The organism is Nonomuraea candida, assembly GCF_000725485.1.
GTDB lineage: Bacteria > Actinomycetota > Actinomycetes > Streptosporangiales > Streptosporangiaceae > Nonomuraea > Nonomuraea candida.
The window spans coordinates 155789-181780 of sequence record NZ_JOAG01000029.1; the positions used below are offsets into that span (position 1 = coordinate 155789).

Here is a 25992-nt window from a genome sequence, read left to right on the forward strand (position 1 = left end):
GGCCGGCACTCTGGCAGGAGCCCGCCGGGCGCCCCCGCTGAGGCCGGCGTCCTCTCAGGCAGGCCGGGCCGGGCCGTCAGCGCAGCACGAGCAGGACGTGCTCGTCCTCGCCGTGGTGCACCGTGCCCTCCCGCCGGAAGCCGTGCTTCTCCAGCAGCCGCACCGAGGCGGTGTTGCCGTGGAACGGGTCGGCGTAGAGAGGCCGGACCCGCTCCTCGCCCAGGAACAGCTCCATCGCCCGGGAGCCGATGCCGCGCCCCCAGAACGCCCGCCCGAACCAGTAGCCGATGAAGCGGCGCTCACCCTCCCACCAGGCCACCAGATTGCCCGCCAGCTCGCCCCCCACCGTGACGCCCCGCACGAACACGGCCGGATCGCCCAGGATGTTCGTCTTCCAGTGGCGCATGAACGCCTCACGCTCGCGCGCGGGAAACCTGGAGCGCCGCTGGGCCTCGGGGTCGTGCTCCTGCTCCAGCAGCACCTCCAGATCGGCCTCCGTCACGTCTCTCAACCGCACGAGCTCATCCATGCCGGCCGAGTCTGCCATCCGGCACCGACAGTTCCGCGCCCGCCGCTGCCCGGGTCAGCGGGCGCGGCGCAGGCGGAGGAAGTCGCTGACGACGTACTCCCCGAGGCGGTCGGCGCTGGGGGAGAAGACGCGGCCGCCGTTTCTGCGGGCGACCTCGTCCACGAACTCCTTCAGCCGGTCGTCGGCCGCCAGCATGAAGATGTTGATCGTGGCCCGCCGCCGCGTCATCTTGTCGACCTCGGCCAGCGTCAGCTCCAGCGTCTCGTGCGAGGGCGGCCACTCGAACGCCGAGCGGCCGTTGCGCATGAGGTGGGCGGTGGGCTCGCCGTCGGTGACCACCAGCACCACCGGCTCGAAGTCGGGGTGGCGGTCGAGGTGGCGGCCGGCGATCAGCAGCGCGTGGTGCAGGTTCGTGCCCTGCACCATGTCCCAGTCGAGGCCCGCCAGCTCGTCGGCCTGCAGCACCCTGGCGTAGTTGGAGAACCCGATGACCTGGACGGCGTCCTGCGGGAACTTGGTGGCCACCAGCGCCTGCAGGGCCAGCGCCGTCTGCTTGGCGGCGGCCCACGTGCCGCGCAGGGCCATCGAGTACGACAGGTCCACCAGCAGGCAGACGGCCGCGGCGCTGCGGCGCTCGGTCTCGGCCACCTCGAAGTCGTCCACCGACAGCCGCACCCCGGGCCGGTCACGGGTGACGCCGCCGGCGCGTACGCCGTTGACCAGCGTGCGCACGACGTCGATCGGCTGCTCGTCGCCGAAGCGCCACGGCCGGGACGAGCCGGTCAGCTCGCCGGCCGAGCCCGCGTCGTGCTGGTCGTGGTCGCCGCGCCGGCCCGCGTCGAGGGAGGAGAAGACGCGGCGCAGGGCGGTCTCGCCCAGGCGGCGCACCGCCTTCGGGGTCAGCTCCAGCTTGCCCCTGCGGCGCAGCAGGTAGCCCTGCTGCTCCAGCTCCCGCTCGATGCGCTTGAGCGCCTCCAGGTCGTCCACCGCGGAGCGGCCGAGCGCGCGGCGTACGGCGGCCTCGTCGATGTCGTCGAGCCGCGCGCCCGGGTAGTCCTGGCGCAGGGCGGTTTCGAGCTGGGTGAGGTCGGCCAGCTCCTCCAGGGCCGTCACCGCGTCGCCCATGCCCAGCGGCTCCTCGCCGGTGAGGCGTTCGGGGGCGTTCCAGGCCAGGTCGGGGCGGCGGGCGTAGAGGGCCTCGCCGAGGCGGCGCATCTGGTCGGACAGGCCCGCCTGGTCGAGGGTCTGGTTGATGAGGTTGCTCAGCTCCTCGCGCTGGCGCGGGGTCATCGAGGCGAGCATGCGCTGCGTGGCGGCGGCGCGGCGGGCCAGGATGTCGATGAGCTCGTCGAGGTTGCGCGGCTTCTCCGGGAACAGGTCCCCATATTTCGACATGAAGGAGTCGAAGTCATCCTGCGTGTGCTCGCCCCGGGAGTCCTTGTCGAGCAGGTCGTTCAGGTCCGCCATCATCTGGCGGACGCGCTCCATCGCCTGCGGGTCGGGGTTGGCCAGCGCGTCCCGCAGGCCCCTGAACTGGCTGTCCAGCACCTCCCTGCGCAGCAGGTCGCGCAGCTCCTCGAAGGTCTGCCGGGCCGCGGCCGAGCGCCAGTCGTACGTGCTCAGCTCCTGGATGGCGCTGGCCGTGTCCTCGGGCAGCGCGTCGAGCCCGGCCTCGCGCAGGCGCGCCTCGTCGGACGGGTCGGGGAACAGCTCGGCCCGCTCCTGCCCGATGGCCTTGTCGAGCAGCGCCCTGGCCCGCTCCAGCGTGCCGTCCAGACGCCCGCGCTCACGCAGGTCGCGGCGGCGCCTGCGGACCTCCCTGAGCATGTCGTCGAGCCCGCGCCGCTCCTGGTTGCCGGGCAGGCCGCGCTTGAGCAGGTCGCGCAGGGCGTGGACGGGCGTGGAGCCCGACAGGATGGCGTCGCCCATCTCGTCGAGCGCCGCGCGAACGTCGTAAGGAGGGGCCAGGGGGTCGGGGCCGTCGTGGTACTCGCCATAGCGAAAGGCCATCACGCAACCACGCTAACCCGAGAAGGCCCGCAATGTGGTGTTTCAGGCGTCGCCGAACACCTCCCACACCTCGTTGAGCGAGTCCACCCCGGGCGTGTAGTCCACCTTGACCAGCACCGGGTGCCGGACGGTCTTGAGCGCCTTGGTGAGGTCGGTCCACTGGCACGACTTCTTGCCCAGCCCCTTCCGGTCCGCGTTCACCGGCCTGCCGCTCAGCCAGCCGGCCCCGCAGGTCGCGGTGGTCCGGTGGAAGGTCGTGGTGTACGAGTAGCCCAGCTTGATCCGCTTGCCCCCGGTCGTGAACAGCACGGTCGTGTCGTTGACCCGCTTGATCGTGCCGCGCGCGGTGCGCGGGTCGGGCCAGGCGCCGGCCAGGATCTCGCTGACCCGCGTGGCCCGGCCGTCGCGGTGCTCGACGCGCACGGGCACCGGGCCGAGCCCCAGCGTGTCGGTCAAGTCCTCGGTCGCGCACTTCGTCCGCCCCAACCCCTTGGCGTCCACGGCGACCCGGCCCTCGGTCTCCTTCAGGTCGCACGCGACCGTGACCCGGGTGTAGGCGGCCCCGGTGTAGTCAAGCCGCAGCTCCCGGGCTCCGGGCAGGGTCTTCAGCGCGTACGTCCGCCGCGTCTCGCGGACGGCCTTCTTCGGCACGATCCGCAGATGCCCCTTGCCGTCGGCCCAGGCGAAGCCGTAGACGGAGCGGGCAGGGCCGGTCGCGGGGCCGGTCGCGGGGCCGGCCGCCGGGACGGCCGCCGGGACGGTCGCGTGGGCGGGTGCGGCGAGCGCGCTCAGCGCGAGAGCGGCGGCGGTGACGGTGGTGGTGGCGCAGGCGAGCAAACGCATGGGTGGTCTCCCCCAGAAAACGGATCAGCCACCACTATGACGCGGAAAACCGCCACCAAGTTCGCGCGCGACAGGCGGTGACACCGCCGGGCTTCGCGTACGCCGGACGGTGCCGCCGCCGGTTCACGCCGCGACCGGACGGTGACACCACCGGTTCACGCCGCGACCGGACGGTGACACCGCCGGCCGCACCGGCGAGGGGAGCGTGACGCCGCCGGGTTCAGGTGCGGTAGACCGTGACGCCGTCGAGGTCCTCCTTCGACAGCCGGCGCATGAGGTAGAGCCCTTCGAGCGTGAACTCCAGCGCCGCCGCGGCGTGCCCGGGCGACTCCTCGCCCGCGCCCATGCCCAGCCGCGACATGACCTTGGCCAGGCCGGCCACGGGGCCGATGCGGTGCAGCAGCTCGCCCGCCGGCACCAGCTCGCCGGACTCCACCTGGTTGCCCTCGGCGAACTTGTCGGTCAGCGCCGACAGGTCCATGCCGCCCAACCGGCTCCTGAACGTCTCGGCCGTCGCCCGGCGCAGCAGGTGGGCCAGGATCTCGGTCTCCCTGCCCTCCTCGCTGACCTCGAACTCCACCTTGCCCCGCAGGCTGTGCACCACGCAGGCCAGGTCGACCACGCGGGTGACCGGCTGCTCCTCGCCGGCGATCGCCGCGCGGCGCACGGCAGAGGCGGCCGCGGTCTCGGCCGCGGCGATGGCGAAGCGCGCCGACACGCCGGACCGGGCGTCGACCGCGGTGGACTCGCGGACCAGGCGGGTGAAGCGGGCGATCACCTCGACCAGGTGCTCGGGGACGTCGGCCCCGATGTCGGGCATGGCCTCCTGGCGGATGAGCGTGAGCTCGTCCTCGACGGTCATCGGGTAGTGGGTGCGGATCTCGGCGCCGAACCGGTCTTTCAGCGGCGTGATGATCCGGCCCCGGTTGGTGTAGTCCTCGGGGTTGGCGCTGGCGATGAGCAGGATGTCCAGCGGCAGCCGCAGGTTGTAGCCGCGCACCTGGACGTCGCGCTCCTCCAGCACGTTGAGCAGCGACACCTGGATGCGCTCGGCCAGGTCGGGCAGCTCGTTGACGGAGAAGACGCCGCGGTTGGTGCGCGGGACCAGGCCGTAGTGGACCGTCTCGGGGTCGCCCAGCCGCCGGCCTTCGGCGATCTTGATGGGGTCGACGTCGCCGATCAGGTCGCCGACCGAGGTGTCGGGCGTGGCGAGCTTCTCGCCGTAGCGTTCGTCGCGGTGCTTCCACGCCACCGGCAGCTCGTCACCCAGCTCCCGCGCCAGCGCCTGGCAGCGCGTGCAGGCCGGCGCGTACGGATGATCGTTGATCTCGCAGCCCTCGACCACCGGCGTCCACTCGTCGAGCAGGCCGGTGATCGTGCGGATGAGCCGCGTCTTGCCCTGGCCGCGCTCACCGAGCAGGACCAGGTCGTGACCGGCGAGCAGGGCCCGCTCCAGATGCGGCAGGACGGTGTCGTCGAAGCCCACGATGCCGGGGAATCGCGGCTCGCCCGCACGCAGCCTGGTCAGCAGGTTTTCCCGGACCTCGGCCTTGACCGTGCGGTGAACGTGGCCGCTGCCCCGCAGCTCGCGGAGAATACGTGGCTGATGCACGGGATCGAGACTACGTCCCCTGCGAGGAATGTGGCAGAGCCTTTCGCATCTGGCGGAGATTTCGGATCTTGACCATTGCGTGACGGTTCGTGGGCGTGCTTATCCCTTTAGTGGGGAGAATCGGGCCTAGGGAACTTGGACATGTCGAGGGAGGCGAGATCCGTGGCCTTGATGACAAGCCGCTTCGCCGACGGCCTCGCCGTGGGTTCCGACCTGGTGGAGGCCGCGGAGAACGCCGTCGGCCAGGCACTGTCGAGGCTCAGCGGCCAAGCCGACCTGGTCTGCTTCTTCATCTGCGGCGACGATCCCGACGACGTCGCGCGGGCCGGTGAGGCCGCGATGAAGCTCGCGCCCGAGGCGCACGTGATCGGGTGCAGCGCCACGGGCGTCATCGGCGACGGCCAGGGGGTGGAGCTGACCCCGGCCGTCAGCGCGTGGGCGGCGACCCTGGAGGGGGCGCGGCTGACCACGTTCGCGCTGGAGACGCTGGCGGCCGAGGACCGGTTCGTGGTCGTCGGGCTGCCCGAGCGCGGCGGGGACGACCACGTGGCGATCCTGCTGGCCGATCCGTACAGCTTCCCGACCGACGCCTTCGTCGAGCGCTCGGTCGACGTGCTCGGGGACCTGCCGCTGATCGGCGGCCTGGCCAACGGGCTGCAGGGAAGGGGCTCCGTACGGCTGTTCGCCGACGGCGAGATCTACACCGAGGGCGCGATCGGCGTGCTGCTCAGCGGGCCGATCCACATCAGCACCGTGGTCAGCCAGGGCTGCCGCCCGATCGGGCCGAGCATGGTGGTCACCGCCTCCGAGGACAACCTGCTGCTGGAGCTGGCCGGCCAGCCGGCGCTGGCCCGGCTGGAGGACATCGTCAGCGAGCTGGACGAGGACGACCGCGAGCTGGTCGCCTCCGGGCTGCAGATCGGGCTGGCCATGGACGAGTACGCCGAACGCCACGAACGCGGCGACTTCCTCATCCGGGGCGTCATCGGCATCGACCCCGACCGTGAGGCCGTGGCCATCGGCGACATCGTGGAGGTCGGCAGGACCGTGCGCTTCCAGGTGCGCGACGCCGCCACCGCCGACGAGGACCTGTACGACCTGCTCGACGCCCACCGCGAGGAGCTCGGCAAGGTGGACGGGGCGCTGCTGTTCTCGTGCAACGGGCGGGGCTCGGCGATGTTCGGCACGGCCGACCACGACCCGGTCGCGCTGCGCGACACGCTGGGGCCGATCGGCGTGGCGGGCTTCTTCTCGGCCGGCGAGGTGGGGCCCGTGGCGGGGCACAACCACGTCCACGGGTTCACGGCGTCCGTCCTGGTCTTCTCCAGCGCCGCCGGCAGCCCATGAGCCCGGCGGCCTCCGCTGCTCGGGAGGAGGCCACCGGGCCCGGGGGGTGGCCGGCCTGGAGCGGCCGGGCCCGGGGGGTGGCCGGCCTGGAGCGGCCGGGCCCGGGGGTGATCGACGTGGAACGGCCGGGCCGGGTGGCCCGGACGGGGTCAGCCGGTCGTGCTGTCCAGGCTCGGGCCCTGGTCCTGCTCGCCGGTGCGGGAGGAGAGCCCGGGGCCGGAGTCCGTGGTGCCGCCCTCCGGGGACGGCGGGGGCGCCGGCATCGAGGTGGGCTCGCAGGGCCCGACCTCGCCCTTGACGATCTCCAGCGTGGTCGCGAACGGCGGCTTGTCGTCGCCGTCCTTGCTCTTGGATACCGTCAGCACCAGCGTGGACCCCGGCGGCACCTGCCCCTTCTCGATGGTGAAGCCGATGCCGTCGCCGTCGCGCCCGATGCTCGCCGCGAACTGCCCGGCGCCGCCTCCCGCGGCCCCGCGCGGCTGCTTGCAGGTCTGCCCCTCGGGCAGGTAGTCCACCACGGCCGGCACCCCGGCCCCGGCCAGGTCGGCCTCCAGCCCGTCGGGGTCGGTGAACGCGGCGATCCGCACGCTCACCCTGCCGTCGGCACCCGCGCTCACCGCGTGGGCCGGGCCGCCGGTGAGCCCGGTCGCCAGCACCACCGCCGTGGCCGCCGCCGCGACCCCCGCCAGCGCGGCGGACAGCCCCACGAGGCGCTTCCCGGAGCCGGGCCGAGCCGGTGTCACTGTCGTCATCCTGTCCTCCGCCGTTCTCGTCGTGATCTCTTCCTTGAGTGCACTGAGAAGGCGATCTTCGAAGCTGCTCATGTCCGTCCTTCCAGGTACACGGCCGATGGCGAAGCGACGTTCTCAAGGGCGCGCCTGGCCCTGTGCAGCCTGACGCGCGCGGTGACCTGCCTGATGCCCAGCGCCGCGGCGGCCTCGGAGACGGTGAGCTGGTCGATCGCCACGAGCTCCAGCACTGCGCGCTCGCCCTCGGCCAGGCCGGCCATGGCCTCCAGGGCGCTGCGCATCCGGCGTTCGGCGTCGATCCGCTCCTCCATCCTGGCCAGGTCGTCGTCGTCCATCAGGCGGCGACCGGCCAGCCGTCCGGCGGCCCGCGCCTCGCGTGCGGCCCTGCGGTGCTGGGCCGACACGACGTTGCGCGCGATGCCGTACAGCCAGGCGACCTCGCTGCCGCGTCCGGGCACGTAGGTGTGCGCGGAGTCGAGGACCGCCAGGAAGATGTCCGCCGTCAGGTCAGCGGCGAGGTGAGGGTCGCTCACCCTGCGGACCACGAACCGCATGACGGCATCGACGTGGCGGCGATAGAAGGCCTCAAAGGCCACAGGGTCTTCGTTGAGGCGCACTGGCCTCGCTCCCTTCGTCGTTCGCCCTTGCAACCCGTACTTGGACGGAGCGACGAGAAGCGTTTCCGCGCGGGCGGCTCAGGCGGGACGTCTGGGCTGGAACAGCCAGGCGTCGAAGAGCGCGTCGAGGCTCTTGCCCGACAGCCGCTCGGCGAGGTCGATGAACTGCTCGGTGGTGACATGACCGTAGCGGTGCTCGGAGGTCCACGTCTTGAGCAGCCGGAAGAACGTGGCGTCGCCGATGGCCTGGCGCAGGGCGTGCAGGGTCATGCCGCCGCGCGTGTAGACGGAGGCGTTGAACAGGTCGTCGGGCTTGGCGCGGCCGGGGGGATATTTCCAGATCGGGTCGGAGGCGGGGCGGGCGTGGGCCTCCTTGAAGTGGGCGGCCGCGCTCTTCTTGCCCTTGCGCTCCGACCACAACCACTCGGCGTAGGTGGCGAAGCCCTCGTTGAGCCAGAGGTCCTTCCAGCGCCGGATGGTCAGGCTGTTGCCGAACCACTGGTGGGCCAGCTCGTGCGCGATGATCATCTCGTCGGGCTGGAAGCCGCCGTAGAGCGGCTTGGTCTGGTTTTCCAGGGCGTAGCCGGCGCTGTAGTCGTCGACGATGCCGCCGGTCGAGGAGAACGGGTAGGGCCCGAACACCGTGGCCCAGTAGTCGGTGGCCTCGCCGGAGATCCGGTGGAGCGAGTCGAGCGAGTCTTTGTACTTCGGGTCGGCGGCGGCCAGGTTGGGGATGCCGCCGGGCGTGGCGCCCTCGCGCAGCTCGAACTTGCCCAGCGTGGCCGTGGCCAGGTAGGTCGCCATCGGATGGCGCTCGCGCCAGCGGTAGGTGGTGCGGCCCCCGGAGGTGGTGGGCTCGCCGACCCGCTCGCCGTTGGCGAGGGCCGTCAGCCCGGCCGGCACGGTGATCGTGAAGTCGAACGTGGCCTTGTCGGAGGGATGGTCGTTGCCGGGGAACCAGGTCTTGGAGCCGTTGGGCTCGGAGGCCACGAAGGCGCCGTCGGAGGTCGGGATGAACCCGTAGGTGCCCAGGTTGGCGTGGTCCTGGGCGGGCTTGGGCATGCCGGAGTAGGTGACCTTGACCGTGAAGTCGCTGTCGTCGCCGATCGGCTCGGCGGGCCGCACGGTCAGCTCGTCGCCCTTCCTGCCGAACGTGGCCGGCACCCCGTCGACCGTGACCTCGCGCACGTCGAGCCCGCTCAGGTCGAGGTTGAAGCTGGTCAGGTCGTGGGTGGCGGCGGCGCTGATGGTGGCCACGCCGTCGAGCCGCTTGGTGGCGGGCGTGTAGCCGACGACCAGGTCGTAGTGGGAGACGTCGTAGCCGCCGTTGCCGTCGCCGGGGAAGTCGGGGTCGCCGATGCCGGCCGCGCCCACGCCCTCGGCCGCCCCGGCGGCCGCGGCGGAGGGGGTGGACGTGGCCCGGCCGGTCGGCGGCTCGCCGGCGGGCGAGCAGGCGAGCACGCTGACGAGCGTCGCGAGCATGGCCACCCGGCGTCTGGTGGAACGCATAGGCGAACGGGCCCCCTTCAGGTCGTGACCAGAATATTACGCTGAGTCAGGCGTTCACCACGACCGTCCGGGCTGCCTTGTCATGAAGGGCCTGTTTACGGGGGTCGAAGAGGATCCAGCCGAGATCCAGCAGGGTGCCGACGCAGCAGAGCCAGCCGAGCGCGGTGGCCACGGCCTGCCTGACCGCCGCCTGCCCCACGCCTATCCTCCCGTCGTACTCGGACACGACACGGAGGCCGAAGAGCTTCTTGCCCAGAGTCTGACCGTTCCAGAAGGCGTGCAGCAGCCAGAAGTACAGGAAGGCCACCAGACCTGCCAGAAAGGTGTGCTGCACCGGATAGCGGTCCCAGGCGCCTCTGCTCGCGTCCCAGACGTAGTCCCAGCTCGTCCGGGTGAAGGGGGCGGAGATGACGATGACGACGAGCCAGTCGAGGACGCCGGCGAACAGCCGCCGCCAGCGTCCCGCCAGCCCCGGTGGCGGCAGTCCCATGAGATCTGGATGACCACCACCAAGTCGGGACAAACTAAAGGTTGCCCCTGCGTTCCTGCTCGCGCTCGATGGCCTCGAACAGCGCCTTGAAGTTGCCCTTGCCGAACCCGAGCGAGCCGTGCCGCTCGATGAGCTCGAAGAAGACCGTGGGCCGGTCCTGCACGGGCTGGGTGAAGATCTGCAGCAGGTAGCCGTCCTCGTCGCGGTCCACCAGGATGCGGCGCTTCTTCAGCTCCTCGATCGGCACGCGCACCTTGCCGATGCGCTCGCGCAGCTCGGGGTCGTCGTAGTACGAGTCGGGCGTGTCCAGGAACTGCACCCCGGCCGCCCGCATGTGGTCGACCGTGGTCAGGATGTCGTTGGTGGCCAGCGCGATGTGCTGCACGCCGGGACCGCCGTAGAACTCCAGGTATTCGTCGATCTGCGACTTCCTGCGGCTGACGGCCGGCTCGTTGAGCGGGAACTTGACCTTGCGGGTGCCGTCGGCCACGACCTTGGACATGAGCGCCGAGTATTCGGTGGCGATGTCGTCGCCGACGAACTCCGCCATGTTCGTGAAGCCCATCACCTCGCGGTAGAACTCCACCCACTCGTCCATCCTGCCCAGCTCGACGTTGCCGACGCAGTGGTCCACCGCCTGGAACAGCCGGCCGTGCTTGGTGGCGGGCGGGGCGACCAGCGGCTCCGCGGGCGCGTAGCCGGGCAGGTAGGGGCCGGCGTAGTTGGACCTGTCGACCAGGGTGTGCCGCGTCTCGCCGTACGTCGCGATGGCCGCGAGCACCACCTTGCCGTGGTCGTCCTCCATCGTGTACGGCTCCGCCAGCCCCTTGGCCCCGTGCTTGACCGCGTAGGCGTACCCCGCCTCGACGTCGGGCACCTCGATGGCCAGGTCGATCACCCCGTCGCCGTGCTCGGCCACGTGCCGCGCCAGGTCCGTGCCGGGCCGGACCGAGGCCCGGAACTCGAACGTGGCGCTGCCCGAGGTCAGCACGTACGCGGCCAGGTCCGGGCTGCCGTTCTCCGGCCCGCGGTAGGCCACGAGTCGCATGCCGAACGCGGTCGAGTAGTAGTGGGCCGCCTGCTTGGCGTTGCCGACGGCGAACACCACGGCGTCCATGCCGTTGACCGGAAAGACATCACTCATACCTCAAACTCTGGATTTGTCTGGACGAGTTGCGCAAGAGTTACCTGAATGAGTGCACAATCTGCCTAGTGCTCCGGCGATCTCTCCGGTAATGCTGTGCAGCATGACGACGATCGACGACCTCGACGCCCGGCTGATCGCCCTGCTGACGAAGGAGCCCCGGCTGGGGGTGCTGGAGTGCTCACGGAGGCTGGGGGTGGCCCGTGGCACGGTCCAGGCCAGGCTCGACCGGATGGTCGACAGGGGGGTGATCACCGGCTTCGGGCCCGACGTGTCGCCGGCCGCGCTCGGCTACGACGTCACCGCGTTCGTCAGCATGGAGATCCGGCAGGTGGCCGGGCACGATCCGGTGGCCGACCGGCTGGCGCGCATCCCGGAGGTGCTGGAGGTCCACACGATCACCGGCGACAGCGATCTGCTGTGCCGGGTGGTCGCCAGGACGAACGCGGATTTGCAACGGGTTATCGATCGGATCGTCGATGTACAGGGCGTACTCAGGACTAATTCGATCATCGCCCTTGACACTCCGGTTCCGTATCGGGTGTTGCCTTTGGTCGCCGATGTTCCGCGTCGCGAGGGCCGTTAGCCGTACTATCGGCAAGGGACGAGGCACCATTGTCGATCGTTTACCCTTACCATTCGCCCAGCTTGCGGGGGTTGGGCGAGGCTCGACGAGGGGAGGTCGTGGGTGCGGAGCGGCGGTGGTAAGGGAATGCGGAAACGGCGGATTCTCCGGGTTGTTCTGATTTCAATCGGCACGGGAATCCTCGTACTGGTCGGGCTTTTCGCCGTAGCCTGGGCGCTGACTCCGATTCCGGACACAACCCAGAAACAGGCCACCGCGCAGGGTTCGGTGATCTATTACCGCGACGGCAAGAGCGTGCTCGCCCGGCAGGGGGTCGACCGCAGGAGGGTCGATCTCGCCCAGGTGCCCAAGCACGTGCGCGACGCGGTCATCGCCGCCGAGAACCGCTCGTTCTACGACGACGCCGGCGTCTCGCTCAAGGGCACCGCGCGGGCCGTGTGGTCCACCGTCACCGGGCAGCAGCTCCAGGGCGGCTCCACCATCACCCAGCAGCTCGTGCGCAACTACTACAGCGGGCTGAGCCAGGAACGTTCCGTCACCCGCAAGTTCAAAGAGATCCTCATCGCGATGAAGGTCGACCAGTCCAAGTCGAAGGACTGGGTGCTGGAGCAGTACCTCAACACGATCTACTTCGGCCGGGGCGCCAACGGCGTGCAGTCGGCCGCGCGCGCCTACTTCGGCAAGGACGTCGAGGAGCTGAGCGTGGCCGAGGGCGCCTACCTCGCGGCGGTGATCCAGCAGCCCAGCCGCTTCGCCGACCCCAAGGGCTCCGACCTGGCGGCGGCCAGGGCGCGCTGGCGGTCGGTGATCGACGCGATGGGGCAGACCGGCGCGCTGACCCCCCAGCAGGCGGCCGCCGAGACGTTCCCCGAGCTGCGCGTGCCGAAGAAGCCGTTCGAGCTCAAGGGGCAGGCCCAGTACATGCTGGAGCAGGTCACGGCCGAGCTCAACCGCCGCGGCTACACCGACGAGGACATCAACAGCGGCGGCCTCAAGATCGTCACGACGTTCGACAAGAAGCTCATGCAGGCCGCCCAGCGGGCGGTGGACGACGTGCTGCCCGACAACACGCCCAAGAAGGTGCGCACGGGGCTGGCGGCCGTCGATCCCGGCACCGGCGAGGTCGTCGCCTTCTACGGCGGGCGGCCGTCGCAGTCGCAGTACTACGACAGCGCGTTCTCGGCCAAGGTCATGGCCGGGTCCACGTTCAAGCCGTACACGCTGGCCGCGGCCCTCGACAACGGCTTCGACCTGTCCACCAGGGTCGACGGCAACTCGCCGCTGCGCGTGGCCTCGGCCGCCCAGGCCATCCCCAACGACGGCGACCGCTCCTACGGCCAGATCAACCTGGTCAGCGCCACCCAGAACTCCGTCAACACCGCGTTCGTGGACCTCGGCCAGAAGGTCGGCCTGGACAAGGTGGCCAAGACCGCCGAGGCGGCCGGCATCCCCGCCGCCCAGCTGGAGAAGCAGAAGAGCGCCGCCTCCTTCCCGCTCGGCGTGTCCTCCGTCAGCGCCGTCCAGAACGCCTCCGGCTTCTCCACCTTCGCCAACAAGGGCGTGCACATGGAGGCCCACGTGGTGCGGTCGGTCACCGACGCGGAAGGCCACAAGGAGGTCGTCAAGCCGGCCTCGACGAGGGTGGTCAGCGAGCAGGCCGCCGCCGACACCACCTTCGCGATGCAGCAGGTCGTCAAGTACGGCACCGGCACCGCCGCCAGGCTCTACGACCGCCCGGTGGCCGGCAAGACGGGCACCACGGACGACTCGCGCTCGGTCTGGTTCAACGGCTTCACCCCGCAGCTCGCGGTGGCGGTCAACATGTTCCGCGACGACAACGCCACGGTCTCGATCCCCGGCTACGGCACGCAGTTCGGCGGCCAGCTCCCGGCGCAGATCTGGCGGGCGTTCATGACGGAGGCGATGGCGGGCAAGCCGGTCGAGGAGTTCCCCGAGCCGTCGGAGTTCGGCTGGTCGTCCGGCTACTCGCAGCCCGAGCGCGGCATGGGCGGGCCCGACCGGACGTACCCGCGGCCGGGGAACCAGGACGACTGGGACTCGCCCGAGCCGGGCACCGGCCCGCCGCCGTCCTCCGGCCCGCCGGCCACGCAGGGGCCGCGCGGCGACGGCCCGCCGGAGGAGCAGGAGGAGGAGCCCTCCCCGTCCGACCTCGACCTGCCCGCCCAGCCGTCACTCCAGGAGGAGGACACGGTGGACGACGGCCGCGACCGCCAGGAGCGCCAACCGGCCCGCTGACCCGTCACGACCCCGACGCCCGCGCCCTTCCGCGACCACGCGCCCGGCCGCGCCTTCCCGCGCCCTTCCGCGACCACGCGCCGGGCCGCGCCCTTCCGCGCCCTTCCGCGACCACGCGCCGGGCCGCGCCCTTCCGCGCCCTTCCGTGACCACGCGCCCGCCGGAGCGCCGGGCCCGGGCAGTGGCGCGATCCGGGGTCGTGCCGGTGCTCGGGGTCTCCCGGTGGGCCGGGGTCAGCCGGAGGAGAGTTCGGCGCGCAGGGCGTCGGTGGTCGTCACCGGCATCCGGCACGTGAAGCCCCTGCACACGTAGGCGGCCGGCGCCTCGCCCACCAGCCCGCGCCCCTCCAGCAGGGCGGGGAAGACGGGCTCGCGCGGCACGAGCGGATCGCCCGTGCCCCGGTCGGCGGTGTCGCCCCGCCCGAGCGCGACGACCAGCCCCGGCGTGTCGGCCAGCAGCGCCTGCCTGTGCAGCGCCGCCGTGCGCGGGTCGTCGGCGGGGCCGACCACCGCCACCTCCACCGGCCCCGACAGCGCGGCCCGCGCCACCGCCAGCCCCCACCCGGCGAACCTGGCGTGCCCGGGCGCCAGCACCGACACGGTGCCGAGCGCGGCCTGGGCGGCCTCGCGGTGCCGCGTCGAGCCGGTCAGGGCGCCGTAGGAGAGCAGCGCGCCCGCGGCGGCGTACTGGCCCGAGGGGGTGGCGTTGTCGGTCGGGTCCTGGGGGCGCTGGAAGAGCCGCTCGGCGTCGTCGGCGGTGTCGTAGAAGCCGCCGGCGCCGTCGGAGAACCGGTCGAGCACGGTGTCGAGCAGCGCGCCCGCCAGCCGCAGCCACCGGGCCTCGCCGGTCACGCCGTACAGGGAGATCAGGCCCTCGGCCAGGTTGCCGTAGTCGTCGAGCACCCCGGCGTTCGCGCCCGCCCGGCCGTCCCGGGAGGTGCGCAGCAGCCTGCCGCCGGTCACGTGCAGGCCGGCCAGCAGCTCGGCCGCCTCCGTGGCCGCCGCCACCAGGTCGGGCCGCTCGAAGACGGCGCCGGTCTCGGCCAGGGCCGCGATGGCCAGGCCGTTCCAGGAGGCCACGACCTTGTCGTCGCGGCCGGGGCGCACCCGCCGCTCCCTGGCGGCCAGCAGCCGCGCCCGCACGTCCGCGTAGCGCGCCGGGTCCTCGGGGTCGCGCAGGAGCTGCAGCACCGACGTGCCGTGCTCGAACGTGCCCTCCGGCGTCACCTCGAACAGCCCGCCCGCCCAGCGGCCGTCGTCGTCGCCGAGCGCCTCGCGCAGCTCGCCGGGGGTCCAGACGTAGTATTTGCCCTCCACGCCCTCGCTGTCGGCGTCGAGCGCCGAGGCGAAGCCGCCCTCCGGGGTGCGCAGCTCGCGCAGCAGCCAGCCGGCCGTCTCCAGCGCCACCCGCCGGGCGAGCTCGCCGCCGCCCGCCTTCCACCAGTGGGTGTAGACGCGCAGCAGCAGGGCGTTGTCGTAGAGCATCTTCTCGAAGTGCGGCACCACCCAGGCGTCGTCCACGCTGTAGCGCGCGAACCCGCCGCCGAGCTGGTCGTAGATGCCGCCCCGGGCCATCGCCTCCAGCGTCTTGCCGCTCATCTCGCGCTCGCCCGAGCGCAGCAGGAACTCCAGCACCATCGACGGCGGGAACTTCGGCGCCCCGCCGAACCCGCCCCTGGCGGCGTCGAACGACTCGCGCAGGTTGCCCAGGGCCTGCCGCAGCGTCTCCTCGCCCGGCAGCGGGCCGCTGGGCAGCGTGGTGTTGGCGTTGAGCGCCTCGACCACCTTCGCCCCCTGCTTCAGCACGGAGTCCCTGTCGCCCGTCCACACGTTGTGGACCTCGGTGAGCAGGCGCCGGAACTGGGGGCGCGGGAAGTAGGTGCCGCAGTAGAACGGGTGGCCGTCGGGCGTGGCGAACACCGTCATGGGCCAGCCGCCCTGCCGGGTCATGGCCTGCGTGGCGCCCATGTAGACGGCGTCGACGTCGGGCCGCTCCTCGCGGTCCACCTTGATGTTGACGAAGTGCTCGTTCATCAGGCGGGCGGTCTCGGCGTCCTCGAAGCTCTCGTGTGCCATGACGTGGCACCAGTGGCATGCCGAGTAGCCCACGCTGATCAGCAGGGGCACGTCGCGCCGCCGCGCCTCCCGCATCGCCTCCTCGCCCCACGGCCACCAGTCGACCGGGTTGTCGGCGTGCTGGAGGAGGTAGGGAGAGGTCTCACTGCCGAGCCTGTTCATAAGCTCAGGCTCTCATACCGCCCCGCCGGGGCCGCGCGCGCGAGCGGGCCGCGGCGCGAGCCCCGTCTCCTGACGGCCGGGCCGCGACGGCGGCTGACTGCGGGCGGGGGGACGGCGTAGGTTACGGGGCGTGGATATGGACTTCGTCTGCGCCCACGCCGGCCGTCCGGCGTCCGCCATCACGCGCAGGGACGTGGCGCGCGCGCTGCTCGCCGTGCCCTCGGGGGTGGCGCTCGTGGCGCTGCCCGACCTGCGGCGGGCCATGATGTCGGCGGGCAACCCGCTGTCCCTGCCCTTCTGGGAGTCCGCCAAGGCGACCCTCAGCTCGATCGAGGCGGGGGTGGCCACGGTCGGTGACGTGCAACGGTGGGTCGAGTCCACCGGCACCGAGCCGGTCCTCATGACGCCCGGCTACTTCGTCTGGCCCGAGGAGGACGAGCGCGGGCCGGTGGCGACCGAGATGTTCGCGCGGCTGGTCGCGTACCTGGAGGAGCGGGTCGAGGCCGGGGAGATCGACCCCGACGCGCTGGCGACCGGCGACCGGGACGCCCGGGCCGCCTACGAGGAACTGCAGGAGCGCTGGCTGGGCACGCCGCTGCCGGACGGCCGGGTGCCGGGCTTCGCGGTCAGCGACGAGCAGGACGAGGAGCTGTTCGCGGCCTGGGACGAGGAGGAGGCGTTCGCGCTGTCGGAGCTGCGCCGCATCCTGGCGGAGCTGCCCAAGCCGCCCGTGCTGCCCGCCGCGGAGCTGGCGGCGGCCGCGGCGCGCCTGCGGGCGCTGCTGGCCATGCCCGGCTATCCCGCCAACGTGCTGCGGGCCTGCGCCGGGTTCGACGACCGGCCGATGCCCGACGACGACGTGGAGCTGTGGCTGACGGTGGCGGCGGGCGTGGCGGGGCCCGTCTCCGACCTGTCGGAGGGCGAGGACGTGCTGGAGGAGTTCGCCGACCTCGACGGGGAGCTGAGCGACGAGGACGCGACGCTGGCCAACCTCTGCGCGATCCAGCACGCCGACTGGCTGGCCGGGGTGGCGGCGCTGGTCAGGCTGGGGCCCGGGGTGCTGGCCTCGCCCGAGCGGATGGCGCGGCTCATCGCCGAGTCCGAGGACATCGAGATCGACGACCAGGACGCCGACGACCTGGACGCGACGGAGGGGTTGTTCGAGTCGGTGGTGAGCCTGTGGCGCCACCTCGGCATCGTGGACCGGGACGAGGTGCTCACGCCGCTGGGCTGGTGGGGGCTGCCCAAGGCGCTCGAACGCGCCTGGTCACCCGCCACCGACTGACCCGCGTCCGCCGGGGGCGCGGCGGTCACTCGGGCTCGGCGCCGTCCAGCAGGCTCTCGAACTCGGGGTGGCGCTTGATGTACTTCGCGACGTACGGGCAGACCGGCACGACGCGCAGGCCCGTGTCGGCGCTCGCCTGGAGGGCGTGGCCGACCAGCCGGCCCGCCAGCCCCTGCCCTTCGTAGGCGGGCGCGACCTCGGTGTGCGTGAGAACGATCTTCGTGGGCAGCAGGCGGTAGTCGGCGAACCCGGCGACCTTGCCGTCCACGAGAATCTCGAACCGGCTCTCCGTCGTGTTGTCGACCACTTCGATCGCCATCTACTTGGCCCTCTTGTCGTCGGCCTCGCCGGCGTGCGGCAGATCGATCTTGGCCATCTGCTTGTTCATGTTCTTCACCAGGAAGTACAGCGCGAAGCCGAGGCCGGCCACGACAAGGAAGCCGAGCAGACCCGGGCTCACTTCTCCTGCTGCTAGTGCGTTCACCCTTCCAGTCTGCCACCGGGGGGCCGTGGTCCGGCCGGCGGCACGGCCCCGGCACGGCCAGGGGCACGGCCGGCGGCACGGCCCCCGCGCGAGGTCAGTGGCAGGCGGGCTCGACCTCGTCGGCGTGGATGCCCGCGAACAGGTCGTCCTCGGGCAGCTCGGTGTCCACCAGGGAGCGCGCGAGGTGGTAGTCCTCGGTCGGCCAGATCTCCTGCTGCAGCTCGCGCGGGCAGACGAACCAGAAGCCGTCGGGGTCGACCTGGGTGGCGTGCGCCAGCAGGGCCTCGTCGCGGATCTGGAAGTATTCGCCGCACGGCACCCGCGTGGTCACCGGCCACTTGGCGGGGCGGTCCTCCCAGCGGGAGATCCAGTCGGCGTAGGGGGAGCCGAGGCCGCGCTCGGTCATCGCCTCGTGCAGCGCCTCGAAGCGCTCCTTGGTGAAGCCCATCTGGTAGTAGAGCTTCAGCGGCTGCCAGGGGTCGCCGGTGCCGGGGTAGCGGTCGGGGTCGCCGGCCGCCTCGAACGCCTCGACGGAGACCCGGTTGGTCATGATGTGGTCGGGGTGCGGGTAGCCGCCGTCGTCGTCATAGGTGATGATCACGTGCGGCCGGAACTCGCGTACGGCGGCCACCAGCGGGGCCGCGGCGTCCTCCAGCTTCTGCACGGCGAAGCAGCCCTCGGGCAGCTCCTCCTCCTCGCTCTCCGGCAGCCCGGAGTCCACGAAGCCCAGGAAACGCTGCTCGACGCCGAGGATCTCGCGCGCCCGGGCCATCTCGGCCCTGCGCACCTCGCCGATGTTGGCGACGATCTCCGGGCGGTCCATCTTCGGGTTCAGCACCGACCCCCGCTCACCGCCCGTGAGGGTACAGACCAGCACTTCCACGCCTTCACGCACGTAACGCGCCATCGTCGCGGCGCCCTTGCTCGACTCGTCGTCGGGGTGGGCGTGGACGGCCATCAGCCTCAGCGGTGCACTCACGGGCCAGATGCTCCTCAGTAGGACCGGACAGTCGCCCAGAGAGGTTAGTTTCTGCTGGGCGGTCGCGAGGGCACACCCCTCGCGGGCGACAATTGTCTCGGATAACGCTGAGGGAGTGCAGGGAGATTCCGCCATGGTCACCAGAGATGCCGGGAACGGGCCCGTTCTCGGCACGCCCGACGACTTTCCAGACCGTCCCAAGCGAGGTGGCCGGCTGGTCGTCCACGTGGTGATCGGGGTGCTGGTCGCCATCATCGCCGGTGGCTGGGGCTACGTCATGTGGTCGATGACGGCAGGGGGCGCGGAGGCGCCGGCGCAGGTCGTGACGTTCAAGGTGAACGGTCCGAGCCGCGCGGAGATCACCTTTGAGGTGTACAAGCCAGACGATAGGGTGGCCGTCTGCCGGATCAGGGCGCTGGACGTCAATCACGCGGAAGTGGGCCTCAAGGAAGTAAGAATCCCGGCTGGTGAGGGTAGTAAGCAGCTCAAGGAAAGCCTCGACACGAGCGGTCAGGCCACTTCCGTCCACATCCAGTACTGCAATCTCGTATAGTGAGACATTTGGGGAAGCGTTCCAGCGGTTAAGTTGTTAGCCTTTCGCAATTCAACCGTACGCAACCTCAGTTGATCTCAGGGCCCCCTAGGCAAGCAAGGAGAACCCGTGGCCGACTCTCGCGATGAGAACGTCACATGGCTGACGCAGGAGGCGTACGACCGCCTGAAGGCGGAGTACGAGTATCTCTCGGGCCCCGGGCGCGTCGACATCGCCAAGAAGATCGAGGCCGCTCGGGAAGAGGGCGACCTGCGTGAGAACGGCGGCTACCACGCCGCCAAGGACGAGCAGGGCAAGATGGAGGCCCGGATCTTCCACCTCCGGCAGATCCTCGACAACGCCCAGGTGGGCGAGGCCCCCAAGGCCGAGGGTGTGGTGGGCCCCGGCATGACCGTGACCATCCGGTTCGTCGGCGACGACGACGAGGTCACCTTCCTGCTCGCCTCCCGCGAGGAGAGCGGAGCACCGATCGACGTCTATTCGCCCAAGTCCCCGCTCGGGGCGGCGATCAACGGCAAGAAGATCGGGGAGAAGGCGACCTACTCCCTGCCCAACGGACGGCAGAACACCGTCGAGATCCTCGAGGCTGTGCCGTACATCGGCAACTGACCCCCCCGCACGACGACCGCCGGGCCCCCGCTGGCCCGGCGGAATTTTCGCGTTCCTCCGGAATCCGGGAGGACCTCAGCTTCTTAGTCAAGAGCCGTAAGCGCCGCAACACGTACAAGCTGGTGCCGTTCATCGTGGTGACCCTGGTGGCGGTGCTGACGGCCGACGTGTTGTTACTGACCCGGCCCGACACGCTCATGGAGCCGGGCCAGACGGCCATGGAGCCGGGCCAGGCGGCGCGCGCCACGCCCCGGTCGACCCCGCTGGCCCAGAAGCGGCCCCAGCAGCCGCCGGCCCGGACGGTCCAGCCCGTGGCGCCGCTGAGCAAGCTGCACAAGCCCAACCTGTTCGTGCTCACCCGCAAGCCGTTCACCGAGGAGCTGCTGCGCAAGGTCGCCAGGCTGCCGGGCGTGCGCGCCCTGGAGCTCGCCGACGCGGCCTCGATCACGCTCGACGGCAAGCGGGTGCAGACGCTGGCGGTCAACCCCTCCACGTTCCGCTCCTACACGCCCAAGGTGACCGCCTCCTCCGACGCGCTGTGGCAGAACGTGGCCGCCGGCGACGTGGCGGTCTCGTTCGTGCTGGGCAACGACGGCGGGCTCTCGCTGCACCGCAGGGTGTCGGTCGGGGGCGCCGGGCAGCTGCGGGTCGGCGCGTACGCGACCACCGGGTTCGGCGCCGTGGACGCCGTCGTCTCCAGGGACGTCGGCCGCGCGCTCGGCCTGCCCCGCGACAACGCGCTGATCGTCAGCGCCCCTAAGGCCGACTCCGAGGAGCTGCGCAGGAAGATCCTGCGCCGGCTGCCCAAGGGCACCCAGGCGGTGCTGGTCAACCCGGTGCTGCCGGAGCCGCGTCAGGAGGTGCCCCAGCAGAACTGGCCGGTGGGCTCGTTCATGACGGGCGACCAGCTCACGGTGGCGCTCAGGGCGGCCGTCTCCAAGCTGGGCCGCCCGTACGTGTGGGGCGCCGAGGGCCCCGACACCTTCGACTGCTCCGGCCTGGTGCAGTGGGCCTACGCCAAGGCGGGCGTGCGGATGCCCCGGGTGACGCACCAGCAGTGGGTGACCGGGCCGCAGGTGCCGTACGCGCAGGCGCAGCCGGGCGACCTGCTCTTCTGGCGCAACGACCCGACGAACCCGGGATACATTTCGCATGTGGCGATCTACTGGGGCGACGGGAAGATGTTGCACGCGCCGCGCACCGGCGACGTGGTCAAGATCGTCCCGGTGAGCACCCGCAACCTGGCCGGCGTGGTGCGGGTCAGCCCCACGGCCGCCGCCCAGGTCCGCTAGCCCCGGGTCCCGGCCTCCGCCCAGGTCCGCTGACCCCGAGTCCCCGGCCTCCGCTCAGGGCCGCTGACCCCGAGTCCCGGCCTCCGGCCGCCGCTCAGACCAGCCGACCCGCTCCCGGCCTCCGGCCGCGCTCGGTCCCTTTCTTCGGCGCGCAGTCCTTGCTGTCCCCTGCGTGCAATCGGGTCGCAAGGCTGTAATGATGATTACATGGCAACAGACGACATGACGGCGCAGATCCGCGGCTGGTTCACGGGGCGCCTGCCTGAGGGATGGTTCACCGGCGCGCCCGAGATCGTCAGGGACCGCGAGGAGATCGCGGTGCTCGGCACCCTTCCCGGCCCGCCCGCCGACGTGCCCGAGGTCGAGCGGGCCGCGCTCATCGACGGGCTGGCCCGCAGGTTCAGGGAGGAGACGCGCGAGCGGCGGATCGAGATCGCCAGGGAGGCCGAGCACACGTTCCGCCAGAAGGTGTCCTGGGGCGTCGTCTGCGGGGGCGAGACTGTGATGTTCACCACACTCTCCGTGCCCGTCATGACCCGATTGCGCCAGTCCGAACGGCAGGTCCTCGACACGCTCGTGGCCGCCGGCGTGGCCCGGAGCCGCAGCGACGCGCTGGCCTGGTGTGTCCGTCTTGTCGGGAGGAACACCGACACCTGGCTGGCCGAGTTGAGAGACGCTCTGCGGCACGTCGACCGCGTTCGCGCCGCGGGGCCCGACGTCAATTCCTGAGTTCTCCCAGCGGAAACGGCGCGGCGAATGGACTAAACCACTTCGGAAATTGGTTTAGACCAGCCCAATTGGACTGGACCACTGGACTGAATTTCCTCTTTTAAATCCGCTCGGCCTGGGTAGGCTCCCCCAATCGTCAGGGCCGCTGCCTGCGGCGACGTCCTGACCAATAGGTCTATGCCAATTGGCTTTAGGGCCGCTCCGTCGTTAATGATGACTGGGCCCTGAGAGAGTGGAGGAGTCACAGTCGTGTCCGTTTCCGTGGAAGTAGCAGCGCCCACCAGCAATAGAGAATTGGCCGCGTGGGTGAACGAGATCGCAGCCCTCACCCAGCCGGACCGCGTCGAGTGGTGCGACGGGTCGGAGGAGGAGTGGACACGCCTGACCAACCTCCTCGTCGAGCAGGGCACGCTCACGCGCCTGGCCGCCAGGCCCAACAGCTTCTACGCCAAGTCCGACCCCACCGACGTGGCGCGGGTCGAGGACCGTACCTTCATCTGCTCCGAGCGGGAACAGGACGCCGGGCCGACGAACAACTGGATCGCGCCCGACGAGATGCGCCGCACGTTCGGCGAGCTGTTCAAGGGCTGCATGCGCGGCAGGACCATGTACGTGGTGCCGTTCTGCATGGGCCCGCTCGGCGGCGAGATCTCCCAGCTCGGGGTGGAGATCACCGACTCCGCGTACGTGGCCGTCTCCATGCGCATCATGACCCGCATGGGCGAGCGGGCCCTGCGCCTGATCGAGGAGCGGGGCGAGTTCGTCAAGGCGGTCCACTCCGTCGGGGCGCCCCTGGAGCCCGGCCAGGCGGACGTGCCGTGGCCGTGCAGCTCCACCAAGTACATCAGCCACTTCCCCGAGACCCGCGAGATCTGGTCCTACGGCTCCGGCTACGGCGGCAACGCGCTGCTCGGCAAGAAGTGCTACGCCCTGCGCATCGCCAGCGTCATGGCCCGCGACGAGGGCTGGCTGGCCGAGCACATGCTCATCCTCAAGCTCACGCCGCCCACGGGCGAGACCCGCTACATCGCCGCGGCCTTCCCCAGCGCGTGCGGCAAGACCAACCTGGCCATGCTCAAGCCCACGATCCCCGGCTGGAAGGTCGAGACGATCGGCGACGACATCGCCTGGATGCGCTTCGGCGAGGACGGCCGCCTCTACGCGATCAACCCGGAGGCCGGCTTCTTCGGCGTCGCCCCCGGCACCGGCGAGGTGACCAACGCCAACGCGATCAAGACGCTGTGGGGCAACAGCATCTTCACCAACGTCGCGCTCACCGACGACGGCGACGTGTGGTGGGAGGGGCTCACGGAGGAGCCGCCCGCGCACCTGACCGACTGGAAGGGCCGCTCCTGGACGCCCGGCGGCGACGAGCCCGCCGCCCACCCCAACGCGCGCTTCACCACCCCCGCCTCCCAGTGCCCGACCATCGCACCGGAGTGGCAGGACCCCAAGGGCGTGCCGATCTCGGCGATCCTGTTCGGCGGCCGCCGCGCCACCGCCGTGCCTCTGGTCACGGAGTCGCTGAGCTGGCAGCACGGCGTCTTCCTCGGAGCCAACGTCGCCTCCGAGAAGACCGCCGCCGCCGAGGGCAAGGTCGGCGAGCTGCGCCACGACCCGTTCGCCATGCTGCCGTTCTGCGGCTACAACATGGGCGACTACTTCGCCCACTGGCTGAAGATCGGCCGCCGCGAGGGCGCGAAGCTGCCGCGGATCTACTACGTCAACTGGTTCCGCAAGAACGAGGCGGGCGAGTTCGTCTGGCCCGGCTTCGGCGAGAACAGCCGCGTGCTCAAGTGGATCGTCGAGCGGCTCAACGGCGAGGCCAAGGCCGTGCCCACCCCGATCGGCCTGCTCCCCGCCGACCTCGACACCCAGGGCCTGGACCTGTCGGACGAGGACCTGCGCACGCTGCTGACCGTCGACCGGGACGTCTGGCGCGAGGAGGCCGCGCTGATCCCGGCCCACTTCGACACCTTCGGCGGCCACCTGCCGAAGGAGCTGTGGGACGAGTACAACGCCCTGCTCGACCGCCTCGGCTGAGGCCCTGCCCGACCGCCTCGGCTGAGGCGGCGTCCGGGCCACCACGGCGCCGGCCGTCCTCGCGACGGCCGGCGCCGTCCGGTGTCCGGTGACGGTTCCAGCGTGCGAGTCGCCCGCCCCCGGCGCAGCTAAATGCGCAAAAGCTGTCCCTCCGTTGACGCGGCCTTTACCGTGCGCATAAGAGATGTCGTGCCGGTGACCCGCCGGCTCGACCGGCCGCACGAGGGGAGGCCGCACATGGAGCTGTTCCTGCTGATCTTTTCGGTGGCCATCGCGGCGTACGCCGCCGTCACCGTCTCGGCCGTCCGCACCGAGCACGCCGCCGTCCGGGCGCTCACCACGGGGCTCGGCCTGCGGAACGTGAACCACTACGACCTGGCGTACCTGGTGGGCGGCCCGCGCCGGGTGGCGGAGACCGCCATCGCGCTGCTGGCCGACGCCCAGGCCATCCGGGTCTCCCGCGGGGGGCGGGTGCACCGGGTGTCCGGCGCCGGCTCTCGCGAGCCCGTCGAGGAGGCCGTGCTGGGCGCGGTGGCGGCCCAGTCCGGGCTGACCGTGACCGCGCTGAAGGCCGAGGTCTGCCGCGGCCCGGCGATGGGGGCGATCAAGCAGCAGCTCATGGCTCAGGGGCTGCTCATGCCCGACGGCTCCTTCACCCGGGTCAGGGCGCTGAGCGTGCGGCTGCGGGCGCTGTCGGTGGTGGCCTTCGCGGGCGTCGCGGTCGAGGGGCTGACCGTGGCCATGGGCGCGGCGGACGGGACCCTGTACGCCTGGCTCGCCCTGCTCGTCTTCGCGGGCACGGGCATCGGCGCGGAGGTCGTGCACCGCGACCACCGCAACGCCATGCGGGCCGCCCTGACCCCGTCGGGCCAGGAGGCGCTCGACACGGCCCGGCGGGCGAACGCCCGGGGCATCGCGCGGGGGCCCGTCCCGCTCGCCCTGTACGGGCTGGGCGAGGTGCGCGATCCCGACCTGCGCAGGCAGCTCGGCAAGGAGCGGCGGCGCCGGGCCTCGTACGCCGGCGACGGCGCGGCCGGCTGCGGCGGTGGCGGCAGCCCCTCGACCGGCGGTTCGAGCTGCGGCAGCGGCACGTCCGGCTGCGGCGGCGGCAGCGGTTGCGGCGGCGGTGGCTGCGGCGGGGGAAGCTGAACGTGAGGGAGTCCGGGGGCGTGGAGCTGGGGGTGGGCATCGGGTGGCGTCCGGAGCTGGACCTGAGCATCGAGCGGATGGCCGGGGTCGACTTCGTCGAGGTGGTCGCCGAGAACATCAGGCCCGCCGGCCTGCCCGAGTCCCTGCGGGTGCTGCGCGGACGGGGCCTGCCGGTGATCCCGCACGGGGTGTCGCTCGGGGTCGGCGGCGCGGAGCCGCCCTCCCCGGCCCGGCTGGCCCACCTGGCCGCCTGCGCGCAGGCCCTGGACGCGCCGCTGGTCAGCGAGCACCTGGCGTTCGTCCGCGGCGGGGGCGTGGAGGCCGGGCACCTGCTGCCCGTGCCGCGCACCCGCGAGTCGCTGCGGGTCGTCACCGAGAACGTGCGCCGCGCGCAGGACGCGCTGCCCGTCCCGCTGGCCCTGGAGAACGTCGCGGCCGTCTTCGGCTGGCCCGGCGACGAGCTGACCGAGGCGCAGTTCCTGGCCGAGCTGGTGGAACGGACCGGGGTGGGGCTGCTGATCGACGTGGCCAACCTCTACACCAACCAGGTCAACCTGGGACTGCCCGCCGTGGCGGCGCTGGACGCGCTGCCGCTGGATCACCTCGCCTACGTGCACGTCGCCGGCGGGTACGAGCACCACGGCCTCTGGCACGACACCCACACCATGGCCGCGCCCCAGGCGGTGCTCGACCTGCTGACGGAGCTGTGCGCGCGGACGAGCCCGCCCGGCGTGCTGCTGGAGTGGGACGACGACTACCCCAGCGACGCCGTCCTGGCCGGCGAGCTGTCCCGGATCAGGACCGCCATGGCCCTGGCCGCCCCCCGGGAGCCCCGATGACCCCCCCTGTGTCAACCTCACGCTGGAACATGCTCGGTCGTTTGCTTGGTAAGGGCGGCTGCAGCGCCGTGTTGATGGGGGTTGTAGGGCCTGCCGTCGAG

24 protein-coding genes are annotated in these 25992 nt (G+C 71.6%); 11 read left to right on the forward strand and 13 right to left on the reverse strand.

The genetic code is table 11. The features are described 5' to 3' along the window. Positions 1-76: 76 nt before the first annotated feature. The 4 genes from IO39_RS27480 to IO39_RS27495 form a co-directional block, all read right to left on the reverse strand. The gene (locus IO39_RS27480; protein WP_043628873.1) at positions 77-529 is read right to left on the reverse strand and encodes a GNAT family N-acetyltransferase; all 453 of its coding nucleotides are present in this window, start codon (positions 527-529) and stop codon (positions 77-79) included. Positions 530-583: 54 nt separating this feature from the next. After that, positions 584-2539 (reverse strand): vWA domain-containing protein, encoded by a 1956-nt coding sequence (locus tag IO39_RS27485; RefSeq protein WP_043628779.1) that lies wholly within the window; start codon positions 2537-2539, stop codon positions 584-586. A 42-nt stretch (positions 2540-2581) separates the two neighbouring features. Next, positions 2582-3382, reverse strand: coding sequence for a hypothetical protein (locus IO39_RS27490; protein WP_043628781.1), 801 nt, complete (start codon positions 3380-3382; stop codon positions 2582-2584). A gap of 220 nt (positions 3383-3602) precedes the next feature. Continuing rightward, the gene (locus tag IO39_RS27495) at positions 3603-4994 is read right to left on the reverse strand and encodes a sigma 54-interacting transcriptional regulator (RefSeq protein WP_043628783.1); all 1392 of its coding nucleotides are present in this window, start codon (positions 4992-4994) and stop codon (positions 3603-3605) included. A gap of 171 nt (positions 4995-5165) precedes the next feature. Here IO39_RS27495 and IO39_RS27500 point away from each other — a divergent pair, with 171 nt between their 5' ends. Further along, positions 5166-6341, forward strand: a complete 1176-nt coding sequence (locus tag IO39_RS27500; protein WP_043628785.1) for an FIST signal transduction protein — start codon at positions 5166-5168, stop codon at positions 6339-6341. 149 nt (positions 6342-6490) lie between these two features. Here the strand turns inward: IO39_RS27500 and IO39_RS51015 are convergent, their stop codons facing one another. From IO39_RS51015 to hppD, 5 genes are all read right to left on the reverse strand, one after another. Beyond that, complete coding sequence (locus tag IO39_RS51015; protein ID WP_157548957.1) at positions 6491-7093, reverse strand: hypothetical protein; 603 nt, start codon at positions 7091-7093, stop codon at positions 6491-6493. A gap of 68 nt (positions 7094-7161) precedes the next feature. After that, a complete protein-coding gene (locus IO39_RS27510; protein ID WP_245642282.1) occupies positions 7162-7686 on the reverse strand; it encodes an RNA polymerase sigma factor in 525 nt (174 codons plus the stop codon). 99 nt (positions 7687-7785) lie between these two features. Next, complete coding sequence (locus tag IO39_RS27515) at positions 7786-9216, reverse strand: M1 family metallopeptidase (protein WP_043628789.1); 1431 nt, start codon at positions 9214-9216, stop codon at positions 7786-7788. A 46-nt stretch (positions 9217-9262) separates the two neighbouring features. After that, on the reverse strand, positions 9263-9706 hold the full coding sequence (locus IO39_RS27520; RefSeq protein WP_043628791.1) for an RDD family protein: 444 nt from the start codon (positions 9704-9706) through the stop codon (positions 9263-9265). A gap of 34 nt (positions 9707-9740) precedes the next feature. Continuing rightward, complete coding sequence (gene hppD, locus IO39_RS27525; protein ID WP_052423427.1) at positions 9741-10850, reverse strand: 4-hydroxyphenylpyruvate dioxygenase; 1110 nt, start codon at positions 10848-10850, stop codon at positions 9741-9743. A gap of 103 nt (positions 10851-10953) precedes the next feature. On the opposite strand from hppD, the gene IO39_RS27530 reads away from it, so the two are divergent. Both IO39_RS27530 and IO39_RS27535 read left to right on the forward strand, forming a co-directional pair. Continuing rightward, positions 10954-11436, forward strand: a complete 483-nt coding sequence (locus IO39_RS27530; protein ID WP_043628877.1) for an Lrp/AsnC family transcriptional regulator — start codon at positions 10954-10956, stop codon at positions 11434-11436. Positions 11437-11703: 267 nt separating this feature from the next. Further along, on the forward strand, positions 11704-13692 hold the full coding sequence (locus IO39_RS27535) for a transglycosylase domain-containing protein (RefSeq protein ID WP_084773579.1): 1989 nt from the start codon (positions 11704-11706) through the stop codon (positions 13690-13692). A 233-nt stretch (positions 13693-13925) separates the two neighbouring features. Here IO39_RS27535 and IO39_RS27540 read toward each other — a convergent pair whose 3' ends face one another. Further along, on the reverse strand, positions 13926-15929 hold the full coding sequence (locus IO39_RS27540; RefSeq protein ID WP_043628795.1) for a thioredoxin domain-containing protein: 2004 nt from the start codon (positions 15927-15929) through the stop codon (positions 13926-13928). Between the two features lie 136 nt (positions 15930-16065). On the opposite strand from IO39_RS27540, the gene IO39_RS27545 reads away from it, so the two are divergent. Continuing rightward, positions 16066-17214 carry a hypothetical protein gene (locus IO39_RS27545; RefSeq protein ID WP_043628796.1) on the forward strand — a complete coding sequence of 383 codons (1149 nt, stop codon included), beginning with the start codon at positions 16066-16068 and terminating at the stop codon, positions 17212-17214. A 25-nt stretch (positions 17215-17239) separates the two neighbouring features. On the opposite strand, the gene IO39_RS27550 is transcribed toward IO39_RS27545, so the two are convergent. From IO39_RS27550 to mca, 3 genes are all read right to left on the reverse strand, one after another. Next, on the reverse strand, positions 17240-17533 hold the full coding sequence (locus tag IO39_RS27550; protein ID WP_043628799.1) for a GNAT family N-acetyltransferase: 294 nt from the start codon (positions 17531-17533) through the stop codon (positions 17240-17242). Beyond that, a complete protein-coding gene (locus IO39_RS56145; RefSeq protein WP_169789125.1) occupies positions 17534-17698 on the reverse strand; it encodes a hypothetical protein in 165 nt (54 codons plus the stop codon). A gap of 94 nt (positions 17699-17792) precedes the next feature. Then, positions 17793-18677, reverse strand: coding sequence for a mycothiol conjugate amidase Mca (mca, locus tag IO39_RS27555; protein WP_043628802.1), 885 nt, complete (start codon positions 18675-18677; stop codon positions 17793-17795). Between the two features lie 133 nt (positions 18678-18810). On the opposite strand from mca, the gene IO39_RS27560 reads away from it, so the two are divergent. The 7 genes from IO39_RS27560 to IO39_RS27590 all read left to right on the forward strand — a co-directional run bounded on the left by IO39_RS27560 (position 18811) and on the right by IO39_RS27590 (position 25891). Next, positions 18811-19230: a DUF4307 domain-containing protein gene (locus tag IO39_RS27560; protein WP_043628804.1), complete on the forward strand. Its 420-nt coding sequence runs from the start codon at positions 18811-18813 to the stop codon at positions 19228-19230. A gap of 108 nt (positions 19231-19338) precedes the next feature. Further along, the gene (gene greA / locus IO39_RS27565; RefSeq protein WP_043628806.1) at positions 19339-19839 is read left to right on the forward strand and encodes a transcription elongation factor GreA; all 501 of its coding nucleotides are present in this window, start codon (positions 19339-19341) and stop codon (positions 19837-19839) included. A gap of 122 nt (positions 19840-19961) precedes the next feature. Continuing rightward, the gene (locus tag IO39_RS27570) at positions 19962-21131 is read left to right on the forward strand and encodes a C40 family peptidase (RefSeq protein WP_052423428.1); all 1170 of its coding nucleotides are present in this window, start codon (positions 19962-19964) and stop codon (positions 21129-21131) included. Positions 21132-21338: 207 nt separating this feature from the next. Beyond that, positions 21339-21860: an ATP-binding transcription factor AbmR gene (gene abmR, locus IO39_RS27575; RefSeq protein WP_043628808.1), complete on the forward strand. Its 522-nt coding sequence runs from the start codon at positions 21339-21341 to the stop codon at positions 21858-21860. A 249-nt stretch (positions 21861-22109) separates the two neighbouring features. Further along, positions 22110-23903 (forward strand): phosphoenolpyruvate carboxykinase (GTP), encoded by a 1794-nt coding sequence (locus tag IO39_RS27580; RefSeq protein ID WP_043628809.1) that lies wholly within the window; start codon positions 22110-22112, stop codon positions 23901-23903. 189 nt (positions 23904-24092) lie between these two features. Further along, complete coding sequence (locus tag IO39_RS27585) at positions 24093-25052, forward strand: TIGR04222 domain-containing membrane protein (protein WP_043628810.1); 960 nt, start codon at positions 24093-24095, stop codon at positions 25050-25052. Positions 25053-25054: 2 nt separating this feature from the next. After that, positions 25055-25891 carry an MbnB/TglH/ChrH family RiPP precursor modification enzyme gene (locus IO39_RS27590; protein ID WP_211267184.1) on the forward strand — a complete coding sequence of 279 codons (837 nt, stop codon included), beginning with the start codon at positions 25055-25057 and terminating at the stop codon, positions 25889-25891. Positions 25892-25992: the final 101 nt, after the last annotated feature.

Bases quoted from the DNA above. Each gene is read 5' to 3' on its own strand.
- IO39_RS27480 (WP_043628873.1), bottom strand. From the start codon at position 529: ATGGATGAGCTCGTGCGGTTGAGAGACGTGACGGAGGCCGATCTGGAG.
- IO39_RS27485 (WP_043628779.1), bottom strand. From the start codon at position 2,539: ATGGCCTTTCGCTATGGCGAGTACCACGACGGCCCCGACCCCCTGGCC.
- IO39_RS27490 (WP_043628781.1), bottom strand. From the start codon at position 3,382: ATGCGTTTGCTCGCCTGCGCCACCACCACCGTCACCGCCGCCGCTCTC.
- IO39_RS27500 (WP_043628785.1), top strand. From the start codon at position 5,166: ATGACAAGCCGCTTCGCCGACGGCCTCGCCGTGGGTTCCGACCTGGTG.
- IO39_RS51015 (WP_157548957.1), bottom strand. From the start codon at position 7,093: ATGACGACAGTGACACCGGCTCGGCCCGGCTCCGGGAAGCGCCTCGTG.
- IO39_RS27515 (WP_043628789.1), bottom strand. From the start codon at position 9,216: ATGCGTTCCACCAGACGCCGGGTGGCCATGCTCGCGACGCTCGTCAGC.
- IO39_RS27520 (WP_043628791.1), bottom strand. From the start codon at position 9,706: ATGGGACTGCCGCCACCGGGGCTGGCGGGACGCTGGCGGCGGCTGTTC.
- hppD (WP_052423427.1), bottom strand. From the start codon at position 10,850: ATGAGTGATGTCTTTCCGGTCAACGGCATGGACGCCGTGGTGTTCGCC.
- IO39_RS27530 (WP_043628877.1), top strand. From the start codon at position 10,954: ATGACGACGATCGACGACCTCGACGCCCGGCTGATCGCCCTGCTGACG.
- IO39_RS27540 (WP_043628795.1), bottom strand. From the start codon at position 15,929: ATGAACAGGCTCGGCAGTGAGACCTCTCCCTACCTCCTCCAGCACGCC.
- IO39_RS27545 (WP_043628796.1), top strand. From the start codon at position 16,066: ATGGACTTCGTCTGCGCCCACGCCGGCCGTCCGGCGTCCGCCATCACG.
- IO39_RS27550 (WP_043628799.1), bottom strand. From the start codon at position 17,533: ATGGCGATCGAAGTGGTCGACAACACGACGGAGAGCCGGTTCGAGATT.
- IO39_RS27560 (WP_043628804.1), top strand. From the start codon at position 18,811: ATGGTCACCAGAGATGCCGGGAACGGGCCCGTTCTCGGCACGCCCGAC.
- abmR (WP_043628808.1), top strand. From the start codon at position 21,339: ATGGCAACAGACGACATGACGGCGCAGATCCGCGGCTGGTTCACGGGG.